The sequence below is a fragment of the Streptomyces sp. NPDC020875 genome, from assembly GCF_040641415.1.
Lineage (GTDB): Bacteria > Actinomycetota > Actinomycetes > Streptomycetales > Streptomycetaceae > Streptomyces.
In genome coordinates this window covers 63611-79627 of sequence record NZ_JBFADP010000016.1, presented here as the reverse complement: position 1 = coordinate 79627, position 16017 = coordinate 63611, and the positions used below count along the sequence as shown (strand labels likewise).

Genomic DNA, 16017 nt, shown 5'->3' with positions numbered 1-16017 from the left:
CGCGTTCGGTTTTCCGGGGCGTACGTCGTCATTCGGACGGGCGAATCGGGGGTGTTCCGCGCGCCCCCGGGGCTCGTACGGGCCCAGGATGCCGTCCATGTCGAGCATCCGTCACCGATCCTTCCGCCGTCTGGCGCGGGGCGCGGCCTTCGCCGTGGTCCTCGCCGGGCAGGCCGTTCTGCTGCCCGCCGCCGGGGCGCACGCCGCCGTCTGCGCGCCGTCGACCGCCGCCTGCGGGTCCGTCGACATCGCGCCCGTGTCGCAGGAGCCGCCGTCCACCGGGCCCTGTGACAGTCCGGAACCCGTGGTCTGCCAGATCCGCGCCCAGACACCGGAACAGCGGGAGAAGTCCCGCGATATCCGGATGATGTACCACGGCCTGCTGCTGGACATGGACCGCGAGGAGTGCGAGATGCGGGCCGCCGGGGCGTCCGAGGAGCAGATCGCCCGGCGGATGGTGCAGCTCCGCAACGACGCCAAGGAGATCACCCGGGCCGGAATGAGCCCGGAGGAGGTCCGGCGCCTGGAGGAACGGAACATCGCCAAGTACGGCAACCCGCTGGGGCCGACGGCCGACCAGCTGTACGCCAAGTACGGCTCCTGGGCCGCGGTGACGGCCGCCGCGACCCGGACCAGCGTGCCCGTCGACCGGGAGCTGGGTCTGGAGTACCGGGAGTGCCCCTGCGCGCTCTGAACCGGCCCGCCGTCGAGACGGCGGACATCGTCGTCCCGGCGTCTCTCGCCGAGATCGTCTACGAGGTCCCCGTCTCCCGGCGATCAGGGAACGAGAAGCCGTCCACCCCCGGCATCCCCGTTTGAGAGACGGGGGTGGAGGCTGCTACCTACAGCTCGGTTTCCCGGGCGAGGGCGACCAGACCGGCCCACGCACGGGGGGTGACCACAATGACAGGGCCGTCGGGGCGCTTACTGTCCCGGAGAGGAACGACACCGGGGGCACCCTTGCCAAATTCAAGACAATTGCCACCATTGGTGCTGTAACTGGACTTGTACCAGGTGACGCTCAAGCGGCCGGGATTCATCTCATCGCCTCCAAGAGCAGATGGAACGATCCACCCCCGCCGTCCCCGCTTGAGACACGGGGGTGGACACGGCTATCTACAGGTTGGCTTCCCGCGCGAGGGCGACCAAGCCCGCCCACGCACGGGGGCTGACCACGACGACAGGGCCGTCAGGGCGCTTACTGTCCCGGAGAGGGACAACACCGGAGAGGCCCTTGCCCACCTCAAGGCACTGCCCGCCATTCGGGCTGCTATAGCTGGACTTGTACCAAGAAATGCCCAACTTGCTTGGATTCATCTCAAATTCTCCAAGTGCTCGCTGATGTGTTCAGCTGATGCCTCCGGCGACAGCGCATAGCTGATGAGCAGATCATATGCCCGTGCGGCGAATGCGACCTCCTCCCTTTCCAGTGCTGTCCTGCCTTGAGAGAAGCCGTCCACATAGAGGACATCATGCGGAGGCTTCCCACTCCCCTGATCGCGGCTTTGTTCGAAAGACAAGAGCGTGAAGGGGCCAGCGAGGCCGGGGTGTGCGGCAACCTCTCGCGGGACGATCTGGATGACGTTTCTGGGTTCCTGGCCGAGCACCAGCAGGTGTTCGAGCTGGGCGGCCATGACGTCGAGACCGCCGATTTCTCGCCTCAACGCCTGCTCATCGACGATGAACCAGCAGTACGGCGGATCATCTCGTTCGAAGATCGCCTGTCGCGTCATGCGTGCGGCCAGCAGGTCGTCCAGCCGGTCGGGACGCATGGCCGCCAGAGTTGCGCGGGCGTAATCCTCGGTCTGAAGCAGCCCAGGAATGACTTGGCTGTCGAACATACGGATAGCCGCCGCCTGGCCTTCCAGTTCGACGTACGGCAGGAACCACGACGGGTACGCGTACCGGATCACGAACGGATAGAACTCCGCGAAGAAGTCCGTTCCGAACGCCTGGTCGAGATCCCTCGCCAGGTCCGCCGACGGGACGCGCTTGGCGTGTTCCACATAGCTGATCATCGCGCCCGTGGTGTGGGCTTTCGTCGCCAGGTCACTCTGGGACCAGCCGTGTTCGATTCGGAGTTTCAGTAACCGGGAGCCGAAGAAGGCCAGCAGGCTGGACGTCGGTTCGGGGCGGCCGTGGTCGTTCTCCATCGTCATGGAGCCCCCTCAGGCTCAGAATGCCTTAACTCCTTACTTGTTAAGGCTCAGGGCCTGTTGAGGGTACGCGCGGAGCGCGACGCTTGCCTTACTAATGGTGATGTTTCATCCGGAACACCCGTGAAGGTAAGAGGTACTTACGTGTCCATGTCCCCGAGCCGTCCCGCCCTCGGAATTCCGCCGTCGCGGCGGGCCGCGAGCTTCCATGAAGTGCGCCGAGTACTGGACGCGTTGGGTTGTTGGCGGTTGAAGGAGTGGCCGGTCGTCGCCGGACTGGCGGCCGAGGCGGGGACCCTGGTCCGGGACGCACTTGTCGCGTCGGAGGTGTGGGAGTCGCTGCCCGGGGACACTCGGGCCGGGCTCCGGTGGTGTCTGGCGGACGCGCGGGAAATCGGGCGTACCTGGCCGGTCGAGACCGACGGGGAGGAGTACGGCCCGAGGATCACGGCGCTGTGCATGGACGTCGCGTACTTCGCAGCCCTGTACGACCCGAGTGGGGCCGGGCGGTGGCCGGAGGCCGACCCGGAGCGCACCCGGCATGCCCGGCTCGCCGCCGAACTGCTCCGTCAATGGGAGGTGCTGCCGGTGGCGTGGCAGGCGACGGTGCTGCGGAATCTGCACCACGGGGCCCGCGTCAGTCAGTCCGGGCGGCCGACTCTCGCGAAGGCCCTCGCGGTGGCGTCCGCGTACGCGCGAAAGGGGGAGGCGCCTCCCCTGCCCGACTACGACGACCTGCGCGCGATCGACGCGCCCGAACTCGTCCATCGCGTACGGCGGCTGCCGCGTGACTGGCGGATCGAGGTCTTTCGCCGAATCGGTGGCGGAGCAGATCCGATGCGGGTCGAAGCCGAGGCCCGGACCGTGCTCAGGACCACCCGCTAGAACAGAAGCGCCCCGACAGACCGCGCCAACGGTCCCGCCGGGGCTTGCCGATCAGCTTGCAGAAGGAGCTGAACGACCATGCGTGACCCTATCGTCCGCCTGCTCGAACGCGCCCGGCGGTTTCCGGTCCCGTACCGCCGTACCGGACCCGGACGGCACAGCGCCGCACATCGCGCAGTCCGCCGCACCCCGTCCGCCGAGACGGTCCGTGCGGACCCGTGGCGGAGGCCCTGGACCAGTCCCGGCAAGGAGCAGGCCCAGGCCATCCTCAAGGCCCGGGCGGAAGCCGCGCGGGCCCGGCGGAAGCTGTACATCGTGCCACCCGGCACGTATCTGCCGATCCCGGACGGGCTGCTCAGCCGATGATCCGCGACGGCCTGATCCGCGCGGCCCCACCGGCGGCGGACGACCCCTGCGTCATCTGCGGACGCGCGTCGCCCGCCGCCGTCGAAGTCGGCTCCTTCGCCGGAGCCGTCCGTTACGTCTGCCCGCAGCACGCCACCCTGGCCACCCCGGGCCCCTTGCCGGATGAACTGATCCATCTCAGGGACCCGTTCCCCCGGGTGCGATCGACCTGACGCGGTACCGGGCCGGGAGCGCCCCCGGATTTCCGGGCGCCCGGAGGTCAGGGGGTGCGGGGGCGGACCAGGCCCGACTCGTAGGCCGCGATGACCGCCTGGGCCCGGTCCCGTACCCCCAGTTTGGCGAAGACGTTCGTGACATGGTTCTTCACCGTCTGGACTCCGATCGTCAGGGACGCCGCGATCTCCGTGTTGTCCAGGCCCGAGGCGATCAGCCGGAGGATGTCCACCTCGCGCGGCGTCAGGCCCGACAGGTCGGCGGCGGCCGGGGGCGGGGCCGTGACGAAGGCGCCGATCAGGCGGGTGAGCAGGCGGGGGGCCACGACCGCCTCGCCGGAGTGGACCGTACGGAGCGCCGACGCCAGCTCCTCGGGTGAGACGTCCTTGGGGAGGAAGCCGGACGCCCCCGCGCGCAGCGCGCGGATCACGTACTCGTCCATGTCGAAGGTGGACAGGGCCAGGACCCGGCAGCCGGGTACCTCGGCGACCAGGCGTTCCGTGGCGCCGACGCCGTCGAGGACAGGCATCCGGATGTCCATCAGGACCACGTCGGGGCGGAGCCGCAGGGCCTCGGTGACGGCCTCCTCGCCGTTCCCGGCCTCGCCGACCACCTCGATGCCGGGGGCCGCGCGCAGGATCAGCGACAGGCCGGTCCGGACCAGCGGCTGGTCGTCCGCGATCAGGACCGTCAGCGGGCCGGGGGCGGGCGGCGGCGTGGGCGTGGTCATCGGGGGCGGCTCCTTCGTCGGGGGCTCGGGGGCGGGGTCATGACAGCTGTAGCGGCAGTGTGGCCGTCACCCGGAACCCGCCGCCTTCGCGGGGGCCCGCCTCGAAGGAGCCCCCGTGTACGGCGACCCGTTCCCGCATCCCCAGCAGACCGTACCCGCCGCCCGGGCAGCCCGGTGAGGGTGCCGCCGCCCGGCGGGGGCGCGCGCCCCGGCCGTCGTCGGTGATCTCGACGGTGACCTCTCCCGGGCGGTAGTCGAGCCTGACGGCGGCCCGCGCGCCCTCCCCCGCGTGCTTGCGCGCGTTGGTCAGCGCCTCCTGGGTGATCCGGTAGAGCGTCAGTCCCGTGGTCGCCGGTACGGCCGCGGGCGGTACGGGCGGGGCGCCGGTGATCCGCAGCTCCGCCGGGAGCCCGGCCACCGCCGAGCCCGCGACGAGCCCGGCGATGTCCGCCGCGCCCGGCTGCGGCTCCGACGGCGCCTCGTCCGGTCCGCCGTCGTCGCTGCGGAGCACCCCCAGCAGCTCCCGCATCTCACCGAGCGCCGAACGGGCCGATGTCTCCAGGGTCAGCAGCGCCTCGCGGGAGGCCGCCACGTCGTGGTCGAGCATCGTCCGCGCGCCGCCCGACAGCAGATAGACGGTGGTGATGTGGTGGGCCACCACATCGTGCAGTTCGCGCGCGATCCGGCGGCGCTCGTCGGCGACGGCGCGTTCGGCCAGCAGCCGCCGGGTGAGGTCGGCCTGCCGCCGCCACCGGGTGACCCAGATCCCGATGAGGGCGACGAAGAGCAGGCCGAGCGTGTCGGGGAGCGTGGTCATCGGGGCCGCGTCGCCCGCGAGGGTGCGCAGCGCGTTGGCGGTGGCGGCGACCGTACCGGCCCAGATCGTGGTCGGCAGGTCGGCGGTACGGACCACGCAGTAGAACGCGAGCATCAGGGCCACGCCGACGCCGTAGGTCATCGGGACGAACAGTCCGGACACCGTCTGGAGGACCACCAGCGCCGTGAAGGACCGGACCGGATCGTCCCGGCGGGGCAGCAGTACCAGGGGGACGAGGGCCGCGACGACGACCCCGACGGGGGATATCGACTGCTGGCTGTGGCCGGCGGTGGCGCTGTAGTCGAGGATCTCGAAGGCGATGGTCAGCAGGATCAGGACGTCGTTGCGGAGCCAGGAGAGCGCGTCGGAGGCTATGCCGCGCCGGGTGGCGTACCGGCCGTACCGGTGGCGCGCGCGGCGGAGGCGTGAGCGGGCGGTTCCGGTCTCGGGAGCCGCGTCGGAGCCGGTGCCGGGGCCGGGAGCCGCGTCGGAGCCGGGGCCCGGTCCGTTCGGGCGCGCCGTCGTCGGCCCCGCGACCGCCGTCGGCCCGGCCGACGGCGCGTGATCCGCCGTACCCGCGCCGGGCGCCGTACCGCCACCGCTGTTTCCGGTCATTCCACACCTCCCGTGCGATTCTCGCCGACCCGGACCCCCTCATCCGACCACGGCCGCCCCCCGCCCCTCTCCTCACCTCGGCGGATTCCCGGCCGGTACCCGGGTCCTGCCCCCGGGGCGGCCCGGACCCCGGTCCGGAACGGGCTCCGTTCCCGCGCACGATGTCCGGCGGGGGGTCGGCTTGATGAGCTTGGGACGTTCCCGGAACCCGCCCCGGAACCCGTCGCCGAAACGGGTTCCGGAGCCCGTTCCGTCCCGTCACCGTTCCCGTCCCCGGAAGAGGCCGAAAAGACCATGATCCGCAGTATCACCTCGTTCGCCACGCGGCGACGCTGGCTGACGATCGGCGTCTGGGTGCTGCTCGGCATCGCCCTGAGCGTCGTCGGCCAGTCCCTGATGTACAAGGCCACCGACTCCCAGACCGGGGACTTCCTGCCCAAGGGGTACGACTCCGCCGCCGCCCTGCGGATCGCCGAGGAGGAGTTCGGCGCGAAGCCCGACGCCAACGCGGCGACCGTGCTCCTCTCCCGTACCGACGGGAAGAAGCTGACCGCCGCCGACCGGGCCCGGATCGCCGACATCGTCCGGGAACTCGCCGACCGGCGGATCGAGGCGGCGAAGCCCGAGATGCCGCTGATGGAGGACCACTCACAGAAGCCCCGGCTCGGGATCGGGACCGTCGCGCCCGACGGCACGTTCCAGCTGGTCAGCCTCTCCCTCAAGGGCAATATGAACGACCCCGGGCTCCAGGAGGTCTACAAGGACTTCCGGGACGACGCCCGGAAGGAGTTCACCGGGGCCGGGATGAAGGCCGGGTTCACCGGCGGTATCGCGTCCTCCGTCGACTCCATCGAGGCGAGCAAGGAGAGCGAGCAGCTCGTCCACATAGCCACGATCGGGCTGATCGTGCTGCTGAACGTGCTTGTCTTCCGCAGCCCGCTGGCGGCCCTGCTGCCGCTGATCGCGTGTGTGCTGGTCGGCGGGGTCGCGTCGGGCGCGGTCGCCGGGTTCGCCGAACTCTTCGACATCAGTCTCGACGCGTCCGTGCCGTCCCTGATCACCGTCGTCCTGCTGGGTATCGGGATCGACTACTTCCTCTTCCTCCTCTTCCGGTTCCGTGAGGAGTTGCGGAACAACCCGGGAGTGAACGCCCGGGAGGCCGCCGCCACGACCGCCGCGAAGGTGGGCGGCGCGGTCACCTCGGCCGGTCTGACGATCGTCGCCGCCTTCGCCACCCTCGGGGTCGCCAGCTTCGGGCAGTTCCGGGTGCTGGGCCCGGCGATCGCGGTCTCCGTCCTGGTGATGCTGCTGGCCAGCCTGACCCTGATGCCCGCGATCCTCGCCGTCACCGGCCGGGCCATGTTCTGGCCGTCGAAGGCGTGGCAGCGGGAGCGGCGGGGCGGATTCGCGGCCCGGCTCGGTCTCGCCGTCGCCCACCGGCCGGTCCGGTACGTACTCGGCAGCCTGGCCCTGCTCGGGCTGCTGTCGGCGGGCGCGCTCGGCGTGAAGATGAGCTACGACATGCCGGAGCAGGACCGTACCGACGCCGTTCAGGTCGCCGAGGAGATCGCCCGCAGCATGCCCGCGGGCGCCGTCGACCCGCACACCGTGTACGTCCGCGGCGACAAGCCCCTCGACGAGCGGGCGGTGAACGGGCTCGGCGACGCGCTGCGGAAGACCGAGGGCGTGGCGCAGGTCCTGCCCGCGCGCTACGACGCCGATCGCGACGCGGCCAGTATCGGGGTCGTACTGAAGGTGGGGTCGGAGAGTTCGAAGGCGCGTGAGCTGGTGTCGGGGCCGGTCCGGGCCGCGATCGCCGAGCACCGGCCCGACGGGGCGGACGCGCACATCACCGGTACCGCGGCGATCTACGCCGATGTCTCCGAGGCGGTCGAGAAGGATCTGCGGCTGGTGTTCCCGATCGCGGCCGGACTGATCGCGCTGATCCTGCTCCTGCTGCTGCGGTCCCTGGTCGCGCCGCTCGTCCTGCTGGTCGCGGTCGGGCTCGGCTTCGCGGCCACGCTGGGCGCGGCGACCCTGCTGTTCCAGCACATGCTCGACCGGCCGGGGGTCCTCTTCACGCTGCCGCTGGTGCTCTTCCTCTTCGTGGTGGCGCTCGGTACGGACTACAACATCCTGATCGGCGACCGGATCCGGGAGGAGATGGCGAAGCCGGTCCCGGCCCGGCGGGCCGTCGCCGAGGCCGTACGGCACACCGCGCCCGCGATCGCCACGGCGGGCCTGGTCCTCGCGGGCTCCTTCGGCAGCCTGGCGGCGAGCCCGGCGACGCAGGAGGTCGGCTTCTCGACGGCGCTGGGGATCCTGCTCTCGGCCCTGGTCCTCTCCCTGGTCCTGGTCCCGGCCCTGGCCGCGCTCCTGGGGCGGTCGATGTGGTGGCCCTCGCGGGGCGATCGACACCAGCAGCAGCACGACCAGCGGGACGGTTCGGAATATCCGCAGCACCAGGGGCACCCCGAGCCGTCGTACGCGACGGGGTACGGGACCGAGTACGGGGCCGGGTACGCGCCGGAGCGGCACCCGGCGGGGCCTTCCGGGCCGGTGGGCGGTACGCCCCGGAGGTGATCGCGCCCCGAGGCTGACGAGGTGACAGCGGGACCCGGGCCGGGTGGCTCGGGTCCCGCTTCGCGTGCCCGCGAAGGGCCGGTTCCGGGGCGCCCTGCCGGGCGCCGAAAGGGGCATCACCTGCCCAATCACCGTGAAAACCAAGTCGGTTGAGCACACATCTTGTACCGGCTACTATCTCACTCGATAGCTTTCCTAAAAGGTACCTGGGGTGAGGACATGTTCTGCTCCGAGGGCGTGCCCGGTTCGTACGGGCCGGACCCGTACACCGGTGGACCTCCGCCGGACCGCCTTCCTCCGGCGCCCGCCCGGCCGCGCTGAGACGGCCCGGCGACCGTAAAGGCACGAGCACCAGAACCAGCACAGACAGCGGCACCGACGCGCGGCCGGAGCACCGGCAGGACCTTCACCGGCACCCGGAACCCCGTCCGACGCGACCAGATCGGCAGGCACACAGGCCGAACGACCTCGGGAGACCATCTTGTCCGTCCAACCTGTCCGATCCGCTCGACCCGCAAGACCTGTCCGGCCCGTCCCGCCGTACGTTCCGGTGTCCGGAGGAGCCGGAACGCGCGCGGCCCGGCGGGGAGTCGCCCGGTGAGCCGGTCCCGGCACGAGATAGCCGTCGTCGGCGCCGGACCGCGCGGACTCTCCGTACTGGAGCGGTTCTGCGCCCGGTTCGCCCGCGAGCGCGCCGAAACCCCGGTCACGGTGCATGTAGTGGACCCCTTCCCGCCCGGCCCCGGGGCGGTGTGGCGGACCGACCAGAGCCGCCATCTGCTGATGAACACGGTGGCGTCCCAGGTCACGGTCTTCACCGACGACTCGGTGACCATGACGGGACCGGTGACCGAGGGGCCGAGCCTCTACGAGTGGGCCCGGTTCCTCACCCTGATGGGTCCGCTCGGCGAGTTGACCGACGCCGTACTCCCCGAGGTCAGGGGCCTCGGACCGGACGACTACCCGACCCGGGCCCTCTACGGCCGCTATCTGGAGTGGGCGTTCCGGCGGGTGGTCGGCACGGCACCGGCCCCGGTCACCGTACGGGTCCACACCGGCCGGGCGGTGGCCCTGGACGACGAACCCGGCGGCGGGCAGCGGCTGCGGCTGGAGGACGGCACCGTCCTGGCGGGCCTGGCGTCGGTGGTACTCGCCCTGGGACACACCCCGTCCCGGGCCGACCGCACCCAGAACGGCCACGCCGCCTTCGCGCGCCGCCACGGACTCCGCTACGTCCCCCCGGCCAACCCGGCCGATCTGGACCTCTCCTCGGTCCGGCCCGGCGAGACCGTACTCCTCCGCGGCCTCGGGCTGAACTTCTTCGACCATATGGCGCTCTTCACCGAGGGCCGGGGCGGCGGTTACGAACGGGTCGGCGACCGGCTCGTCTACCGGCCGTCCGGGGCGGAGCCGCGCCTGGTCGCGGGGTCGCGGCGCGGGGTCCCGTACCACTCGCGCGGCGCCAACGAGAAGGGCGCGTACGGCCGTTACTCACCGCGGCTGCTGACCGTCGGGGCCGTCGCCCGGCTGCGCGGCCGGGGCGATACCGGGATCGACTTCCACACCGAGCTGTGGTCGCTGATCTCCCGCGAGGTGGAGTGCGTCTACTACGAGGCCCTGCTGCGCCGGGCGGGCCGGGCCGGCGACGCCGAACGGCTGGCCGCCGCCTACCTGGCGGCCGGGACCGCCGGGGAACGGACCGCCGTCCTGGACCGGTTCGGGGTCGCCGCCGGGGACCGGTGGGACTGGGACCGGGTCGCCCACCCGCACCGGGGCCGCGAGTTCACCGGGCCCGCCGACTACCGGAGCTGGCTCCTCGGCTACCTCCGGAAGGATCTCGCGGAGGCCCGTCAGGGCAATGTCAGCGGACCGGTGAAGGCCGCCCTCGACGTGCTGCGCGATCTGCGCAACGAGGTCCGGCTCGCCGTCGACCACGCCGGACTCACCGGCGAGTCCCACCGCGCCCACCTCGACCACTGGTACACCCCCCTGAACGCCTTCCTCTCGATCGGACCGCCCGCGGGCCGGATCGAGGAGATGATCGCGCTGATCGAGGCGGACGTCCTCGACGTCCTCGGGCCGGAGCTGCGGATCGGCACCGACGACGACACCGGGGTGTTCACCGCCCGGTCCGGAGCCGTCGGCGGGGAGCCGGTACCGGGCCGGGTCCTGATCGAGGCCCGGCTGCCGGTGCCCGACCTGCCGGAGACCGCCGATCCCCTCCTCGCCCAACTGCTCGCGTCCGGCCAGGCCCGCCCGCACACGGTGCCCGGGGCGCCCGGCGGGACCGGCTACCGGACGGGCGCGGTCGCGGTCACCGAACGGCCCTGCCATGTGATCGACGCCCGGGGCCGCCCCCATCCCCGCCGATTCGCCTACGGCGTACCGACCGAGGCCGTGCACTGGGCCACCGCCGCGGGCATCCGCCCCGGTGTGGACTCCGTGACGCTGGGGGACTCCGACGCGATCGCCGCCGCGCTGATGGCCCCGCTGACGGCGCCGACGACGCCACTGCCGGACCCGGCGGCGGCGCTGACGGAACCGCTGCCGGTCCCGGACCCGGCGGCCCCGGGACCCGGCCCGCACACCATGTCCGAGGTGGCCCGGTGAACGATCGCCCGGCCGGACCACCGCATACGGCCGACGAGTCGGCACATCCGGCGGCCGAGCCCGACACCGGCCTGCTGACACCCGTCCGGGCGGGCACCCCCGTCGAAGCCGCCGTCGGCGACCTGGCCTGGCTCCGGGCCATGCTGGACGCCGAGGCGGCGCTCGCCCGGTCCCAGGCCCGGCTCGGCACCATGCCGAAGAGCGCGGCGGCCGTGATCACCGAGACGGCCCGGGCCGAGCGGTTCGACTGCCGCGCCATCGCCCTGGGCAGCCGGGAGACGGCCAACCCCGTGGTCGGGCTGGTCCGCGCCCTCACCGACGCCGTGGCGGAGACCGACCCGGCCGCCGCCGAATACGTCCACCGGGGCTCCACCAGCCAGGACATCCTCGACACCGGCGCGATGCTGGTATCGCGGAACGCCCTGCGGCTCGTCGTGGCCGATCTGGCGCGCGGCTCGGAGCTGCTGGCCCGGCTGGCCGCCGAGCACCGCGACACCCCGATGGCCGGACGCACCCTCGGACTCCAGGCCGTCCCCATCACCTTCGGGTTGAAGGCGGCGGGCTGGCGGCGGCTGCTGGACGACTGCGCCGACCGGCTCGGGCGGCTGCTCGACGGCGGGCTCCCGGTCTCGCTCGGCGGTGCCGCCGGGACCCTGGCCGGATATCTGGAGTACGCGGAGCTGGACGGCCAAGAGCCGGACGGCCCGGACCGGGGCCGGGACACCGGCTCGTACGCCCGGGAACTCGGCCGGACCTTCGCCGAAGAGACCGGGCTCGCGGACCCGGGGCTGCCCTGGCACGCGCTCCGTACCCCGGTCGCCGATCTGGCCGGCGCGCTCGCCACCACCGCCGGGGCGCTGGGCAAGATCGCCCTGGACGTCCAGTCGCTCAGCAGGACCGAGGTCGCGGAGGTCTCGGAGCCGGGCGGGACCGGGCGCGGCGCTTCGTCGGCGATGCCGCACAAGCGCAATCCGGTACTGGCGACGCTGATCCGGGCCTCGGCCCTTCAGGTGCCGCTGCTCGCGGCCGGTCTGACGCAGTGTCTGCTGGCCGAGGACGAGCGTTCGGCCGGTGCCTGGCACGCGGAGTGGGAGCTGCTGCGGAGCTGTCTGCGGCTGACCGGCGGCGCCGCGCACACCGCCGTGGAACTGATCGCCGGACTGCGGGTGCACCCCGGGCGGATGCGGGAGAACCTGTCCGTCACCGGCAGTCAGGTCGTTTCCGAGCGGGTCGCCGCCGCCCTCGCCCCGCACCTGGGCCGGGCGGCGGCGAAGGCCCTGCTGACCGAGGCGTCGGCGACGGCCGACCGCGAAGGCCGGACCCTCGGGGAGGTGCTGGCGGCCCGTCCCGGGGTCGGGGACCGGCTCGGCCCGGAGCGGCTCGCCGGGCTCCTCGACCCGCTCCGCTACACGGGAGCCTCGGCGGAACTCGTGGACCGCGCCCTGGAGTCCGGCGGGGGCACGGGCTCGGCGGCCGGCCGGACCGGCTGACCGCGCGACGGCCCGGGCCCGGACGACGGCCCCGGGCCGCGGAGTTCCCCCGGCCGGGTGGCCGGACGCCGATGCCGTGACCACCCGGCCGGGCACCCGGCCGACGGACGACAACGACCCAGGACACGAACGGCGAAGGACGGCCGCCCGGGCCATGTCTTCGAAATGGCGCCGTCCGCCCGAAGGGCGCGGCCCGCGGCGTCCGGTGCGTGCGGTCGCGACGGCGGTGCGGCGTCCCCGGCGGCGCCAGGGGGCGGTTTCCCTCGTACCGGACGTACTCGGGAACCCCGACAACGCCGGGGGCACGCCCCCTGGGCTCCGCCCGGGGGGACCCCCACCGTGCCCCAAGGGCTACGGGGGAGAACGCGCGGGCCGGGCGTCGCGGGCCGGGCGCGATTTTGAAGACACGGCCCAGGTGGGCAACTGTGCGCGGCGCGCGGTTGCCCACCCCGGCCCGTCCCGGCGGACACCCGGTGTCAGGAGAGGCATGAAACCGAAGACGACGACGGGCGCCACGGCACCCGTACGCCCCGTGAATCGCACGCACCCCGCGAGTCCCGCGAGTCCCGCGCACCACCGGCCCTCCGGCCGCTCGCGGCAGCAGCCCACCGCCGCGTCGCCGGTGCCGCTCTCCGTGCTGCGGCCCGCCGACTCCCCCCGTACCGACCCGGAGAACGCGGAGCATCTGCGGGCCCTGATGGCCGCCGAGGAGGCCCTGCCGCCGATCGTCGTCCACCGCCCGACCATGCGGATCGTCGACGGCACGTACCGGCTGCGCGCCGCCGAGCTGCGGCAACGGGAGGAGATCCAGGCGCGGTTCCTCGACTGCACCGCCGACGAGGCTTTCCTGTACGCCGTCGAGGCCAACACCCGGCACGGTCTGCCGCTGACGTTCGCCGAGCGCACGGCGGCGGCGGAACGCGTCCTGCTGACCCGCCCCCATTGGTCGGACCGGGCGATCGCGGCCGTGACCGGGCTCTCCCCCCATACCGTCGCGTCCCTGCGCCGGGACGCCGACCCCGGTACGGACTCCCCCGGCACGGCGTCGTCCGAGCGTCTGGGCCGGGACGGCCGGGTACGGCCGCTGAGCACGGCGGGGGCCCGCCGGGAGGCGCAGCGCCTGCTGGCCGGCTCCCCCGGCTCGTCCCTGCGGGAGATCGCCCGGCGGACCGGGCTCGCCCCGGCCACCGTCCGCGACGTACGGAACCGGATGCTGCGCGGGGAGGATCCCGTACCGGCGCGGCAGCGGGCGGGCGAGCGCCACCTCCGGGACCGTACGGAGCCCGGCGCCGCCCCGGAACCCCCGGCCGTACGGGACCGGAACGGCGAAGGCGGCGCGGGCGCGGGCGGCGGGGACCGGGGCGGGCAGGATCCGGCGGACGTCTACCGCCGCCTCTGCGGCGACCCGGCGATGCGGCAGAGCGAGACGGGTCGGCTGCTGCTGCGGCTGCTGAGCGCGCTCGCGCTCTCCACCGCGCACTGGCAGGGGCTCGCCACCGAACTGCCGCCGCACCGCGTGGACACCGTCACCGGTCTCGCCCTGGAGAACGCCCGGGTGTGGGACAGCTTCGCCCGCCGGGCCCGGGCGGCGCACCGGATCCCGCCCGGGCCCGCCGACGGCCTCCCGGCTCCCGGTACCGGCCGTCAGTAGGTGACCGTACGGGTCGTGGGTCCGTAGGGCGCCGCGTCGAGCCAGCGGCCCGCGGCCGGCCGGTGGGCGGCGACCCGGGCGGCGGCCCACTGCCGGACCCGTTGGCCGCGCCGCTCCGCCAGCAGATGGTCGAGGGCGGCGCCCGCGGCCCGTACGTTGGCGATCGCGGCGGCCCGCCGCTCGGCCGCGTACCGGGGGACCGTGCCCTCGGCGACGGCGCGGGCGGCCTCGACGGCGTCCACGACTCCGGAGTTCATCCCCCGCGCGCCGAACGGCGGCAGCAGGTGGGCGGCCTCGCCCGCCAGCAGCACCCGGTGGCGGGGGTCGGTGAAGCGGGCGGCGACCCGTCGCTGGAAGCGGTAGACCGACGTCCAGGTGATCCGTACCGGGGAGACGTCGGGGAGCAGTCGCGGCACCCAGCGGTCGGCGGTGGCGGCCGTCCGCCGGGCGTCGTCGCCCGGGCGGCACTGGACGTCGACCCGCCAGCCGCCCCGGAACGGGACCAGCAGCACATTGCGGCCCCCGGCGGCGGGATGCCGGTAGTGGAAGACGCGGGCGGCGCCGGAATCGGGCGCGCCCGCGACGTCGACGACGACGAACTCCGTCTCCGACGTGCTGCCCTCCAGCTCGATCCCGGCGCGGTCGCGGACGGCGGACCGGGCGCCGTCGGCCGCGATCACATGACCGGCCTCGTAGGCCGTACCGGCGGCGGTACGCAGCCGGACGCCGCCGGGGCGGTGCTCCAGCTCCCGTACGGCATCGCCCCAGACCGTGCGGATGCCCGCCGCGTCGCAGGCCCGGCGGAGCACGTCCTCGACCTCGTTCTGCGCCAGACACGTGAAGGGGACCAGTCCGGAGGGGGCGGGATAAACCCGGTGGTGGACCGGGCGGCCCGCCCACAGGGTGCTTCTGGTGCTCCAGACCAGGCCGCGCGCGGTGATCTCCGAGGAGAGCCCGGGGTCGACCCGGGCGAGGTGGTCGAGGGTGGCCCGGTGGACGAAGACGGCCCGGCTGCCGGGGCGTACCGCGTCCCGGGGACGCGCCTCCAGCAGGACGGTTTCCAGGCCCCGGGCGTGCGCCGCCAGGGCCGCGGTGAGCCCGACCGGTCCGGCCCCGACCACGGCTACGGCGGCGGACACGGACGCGGACGCGGGTACGGACGCGGCGGCCCCGGTGCTCATGCCGTCCTGCCGAGGGGCGGGCGGAACCCGGGGAACAGCGCCGGGTGGCCGGGGCGCGGCAGCGGCGGCGCCACGGCGGGATGGAACGTCTCCCGTACGTAGAGCGGCGCCTCGCCCGCCAGATGGATCAGGTACTCCCGGGCGGCGGCGGGCGCGGCGCCGTCCGGTCCCGGCCATTCGCCCAGACCGGTGGTGAGGAGGGTCCGCCGGTTCGGCACGCCGAGCCGGGCCAGGGCGCGGCCCAGGGGGGCGGTCCGGCCGGTGACGGACGCGGCGACCGAGGCGTCGGACGGCACCCGGCCGAGCACCAGATTGCGGGAGACCGCCCGGCCCAGCGGAGTCACCAGTTCCGTACGGCGGGACAGCGCCGGGACACCGGGGGCGAGCCGCAGTACGTCCCGGAGCCCCGGGTCGGCGAGTTCCGGCGCGGCCGGGGTCTGCTCCAGGACCCGGATCCGCAGGCGGCACCGTTCGCGCCGCTCCAGCAGTTCGGTGGTGAGTCCGCGGTGGGCCAGCAGCCGCCGGGTGAAGGGGTCGTGGAACGCCTCCACCGGGAGGGCCCGGATCGGCCGGACACGGATCGGTCGGACACGGATCGGACTGCTCCGGGCGGCGGACATGGCGGGCCCTCTTCACTGGTGTCGGGGGGGGCGCCGCGGTCGCCGGGGCGGCCACGGCCGGGGGATCCGGTACTCGGGCGGCGGTGAGCCCGGCCGGGCG

The 16017-nt window shown here is 73.6% G+C and carries 16 protein-coding genes; 9 read left to right on the top strand and 7 right to left on the bottom strand.

Translation table 11 applies throughout. The features are described from left to right. The first annotated feature begins 97 nt into the window (after nucleotides 1–97). Nucleotides 98–694, top strand: coding sequence for a hypothetical protein (locus AB0G74_RS11735; protein ID WP_361143714.1), 597 nt, complete (start codon nucleotides 98–100; stop codon nucleotides 692–694). Next, nucleotides 676–819: a hypothetical protein gene (locus AB0G74_RS11730; RefSeq protein ID WP_361143711.1), complete on the top strand. Its 144-nt coding sequence runs from the start codon at nucleotides 676–678 to the stop codon at nucleotides 817–819. Before AB0G74_RS11735 ends, AB0G74_RS11730 begins: the two co-directional genes overlap by 19 nt. A 23-nt stretch (nucleotides 820–842) precedes the next feature. Here AB0G74_RS11730 and AB0G74_RS11725 read toward each other — a convergent pair whose 3' ends face one another. The 3 genes from AB0G74_RS11725 to AB0G74_RS11715 all read right to left on the bottom strand — a co-directional run bounded on the left by AB0G74_RS11725 (nucleotide 843) and on the right by AB0G74_RS11715 (nucleotide 2159). After that, nucleotides 843–1040, bottom strand: coding sequence for a DUF397 domain-containing protein (locus AB0G74_RS11725; protein WP_361143708.1), 198 nt, complete (start codon nucleotides 1038–1040; stop codon nucleotides 843–845). 76 nt (nucleotides 1041–1116) lie between these two features. Then, on the bottom strand, nucleotides 1117–1317 hold the full coding sequence (locus AB0G74_RS11720) for a DUF397 domain-containing protein (protein ID WP_361143705.1): 201 nt from the start codon (nucleotides 1315–1317) through the stop codon (nucleotides 1117–1119). Then, nucleotides 1314–2159: a helix-turn-helix transcriptional regulator gene (locus AB0G74_RS11715; protein ID WP_361143702.1), complete on the bottom strand. Its 846-nt coding sequence runs from the start codon at nucleotides 2157–2159 to the stop codon at nucleotides 1314–1316. Before AB0G74_RS11715 ends, AB0G74_RS11720 begins: the two co-directional genes overlap by 4 nt. A 246-nt stretch (nucleotides 2160–2405) precedes the next feature. On the opposite strand from AB0G74_RS11715, the gene AB0G74_RS11710 reads away from it, so the two are divergent. The 3 genes from AB0G74_RS11710 (at nucleotide 2406) to AB0G74_RS11700 (ending at nucleotide 3619) form a co-directional block, all read left to right on the top strand. Further along, a complete protein-coding gene (locus tag AB0G74_RS11710) occupies nucleotides 2406–3041 on the top strand; it encodes a hypothetical protein (RefSeq protein WP_361143699.1) in 636 nt (211 codons plus the stop codon). 78 nt (nucleotides 3042–3119) lie between these two features. Then, nucleotides 3120–3407: a hypothetical protein gene (locus tag AB0G74_RS11705; RefSeq protein WP_361143696.1), complete on the top strand. Its 288-nt coding sequence runs from the start codon at nucleotides 3120–3122 to the stop codon at nucleotides 3405–3407. Beyond that, nucleotides 3404–3619, top strand: a complete 216-nt coding sequence (locus AB0G74_RS11700; RefSeq protein WP_361143693.1) for a hypothetical protein — start codon at nucleotides 3404–3406, stop codon at nucleotides 3617–3619. The genes AB0G74_RS11705 and AB0G74_RS11700 overlap by 4 nt, the downstream gene beginning before the upstream one ends. Nucleotides 3620–3666: 47 nt before the next feature. Here AB0G74_RS11700 and AB0G74_RS11695 read toward each other — a convergent pair whose 3' ends face one another. After that, the gene (locus AB0G74_RS11695; RefSeq protein WP_361143691.1) at nucleotides 3667–4350 is read right to left on the bottom strand and encodes a response regulator transcription factor; all 684 of its coding nucleotides are present in this window, start codon (nucleotides 4348–4350) and stop codon (nucleotides 3667–3669) included. A 37-nt stretch (nucleotides 4351–4387) separates the two neighbouring features. Continuing rightward, a complete protein-coding gene (locus tag AB0G74_RS11690; protein WP_361143688.1) occupies nucleotides 4388–5782 on the bottom strand; it encodes a histidine kinase in 1395 nt (464 codons plus the stop codon). 294 nt (nucleotides 5783–6076) lie between these two features. Between AB0G74_RS11690 and AB0G74_RS11685 the strand changes: the two genes are divergently transcribed. The 4 genes from AB0G74_RS11685 (at nucleotide 6077) to AB0G74_RS11670 (ending at nucleotide 14116) form a co-directional block, all read left to right on the top strand. Beyond that, nucleotides 6077–8365, top strand: coding sequence for an MMPL family transporter (locus AB0G74_RS11685; RefSeq protein WP_361143685.1), 2289 nt, complete (start codon nucleotides 6077–6079; stop codon nucleotides 8363–8365). A gap of 597 nt (nucleotides 8366–8962) precedes the next feature. Beyond that, nucleotides 8963–10975 (top strand): FAD/NAD(P)-binding protein, encoded by a 2013-nt coding sequence (locus tag AB0G74_RS11680; RefSeq protein WP_361143682.1) that lies wholly within the window; start codon nucleotides 8963–8965, stop codon nucleotides 10973–10975. Between the two features lie 71 nt (nucleotides 10976–11046). Next, nucleotides 11047–12465, top strand: a complete 1419-nt coding sequence (gene pcaB / locus AB0G74_RS11675; protein ID WP_361143866.1) for a 3-carboxy-cis,cis-muconate cycloisomerase — start codon at nucleotides 11047–11049, stop codon at nucleotides 12463–12465. Between the two features lie 487 nt (nucleotides 12466–12952). Further along, nucleotides 12953–14116, top strand: a complete 1164-nt coding sequence (locus tag AB0G74_RS11670; protein ID WP_361143679.1) for a ParB/RepB/Spo0J family partition protein — start codon at nucleotides 12953–12955, stop codon at nucleotides 14114–14116. On the opposite strand, the gene AB0G74_RS11665 is transcribed toward AB0G74_RS11670, so the two are convergent. Continuing rightward, nucleotides 14110–15297, bottom strand: a complete 1188-nt coding sequence (locus AB0G74_RS11665; RefSeq protein WP_361143675.1) for an FAD-dependent monooxygenase — start codon at nucleotides 15295–15297, stop codon at nucleotides 14110–14112. The two genes, AB0G74_RS11670 and AB0G74_RS11665, sit on opposite strands and share 7 nt — an antisense overlap. Beyond that, nucleotides 15294–15917 carry a hypothetical protein gene (locus tag AB0G74_RS11660; RefSeq protein ID WP_361143672.1) on the bottom strand — a complete coding sequence of 208 codons (624 nt, stop codon included), beginning with the start codon at nucleotides 15915–15917 and terminating at the stop codon, nucleotides 15294–15296. Before AB0G74_RS11660 ends, AB0G74_RS11665 begins: the two co-directional genes overlap by 4 nt. Between the last annotated feature and the right edge of the window lie 100 nt (nucleotides 15918–16017).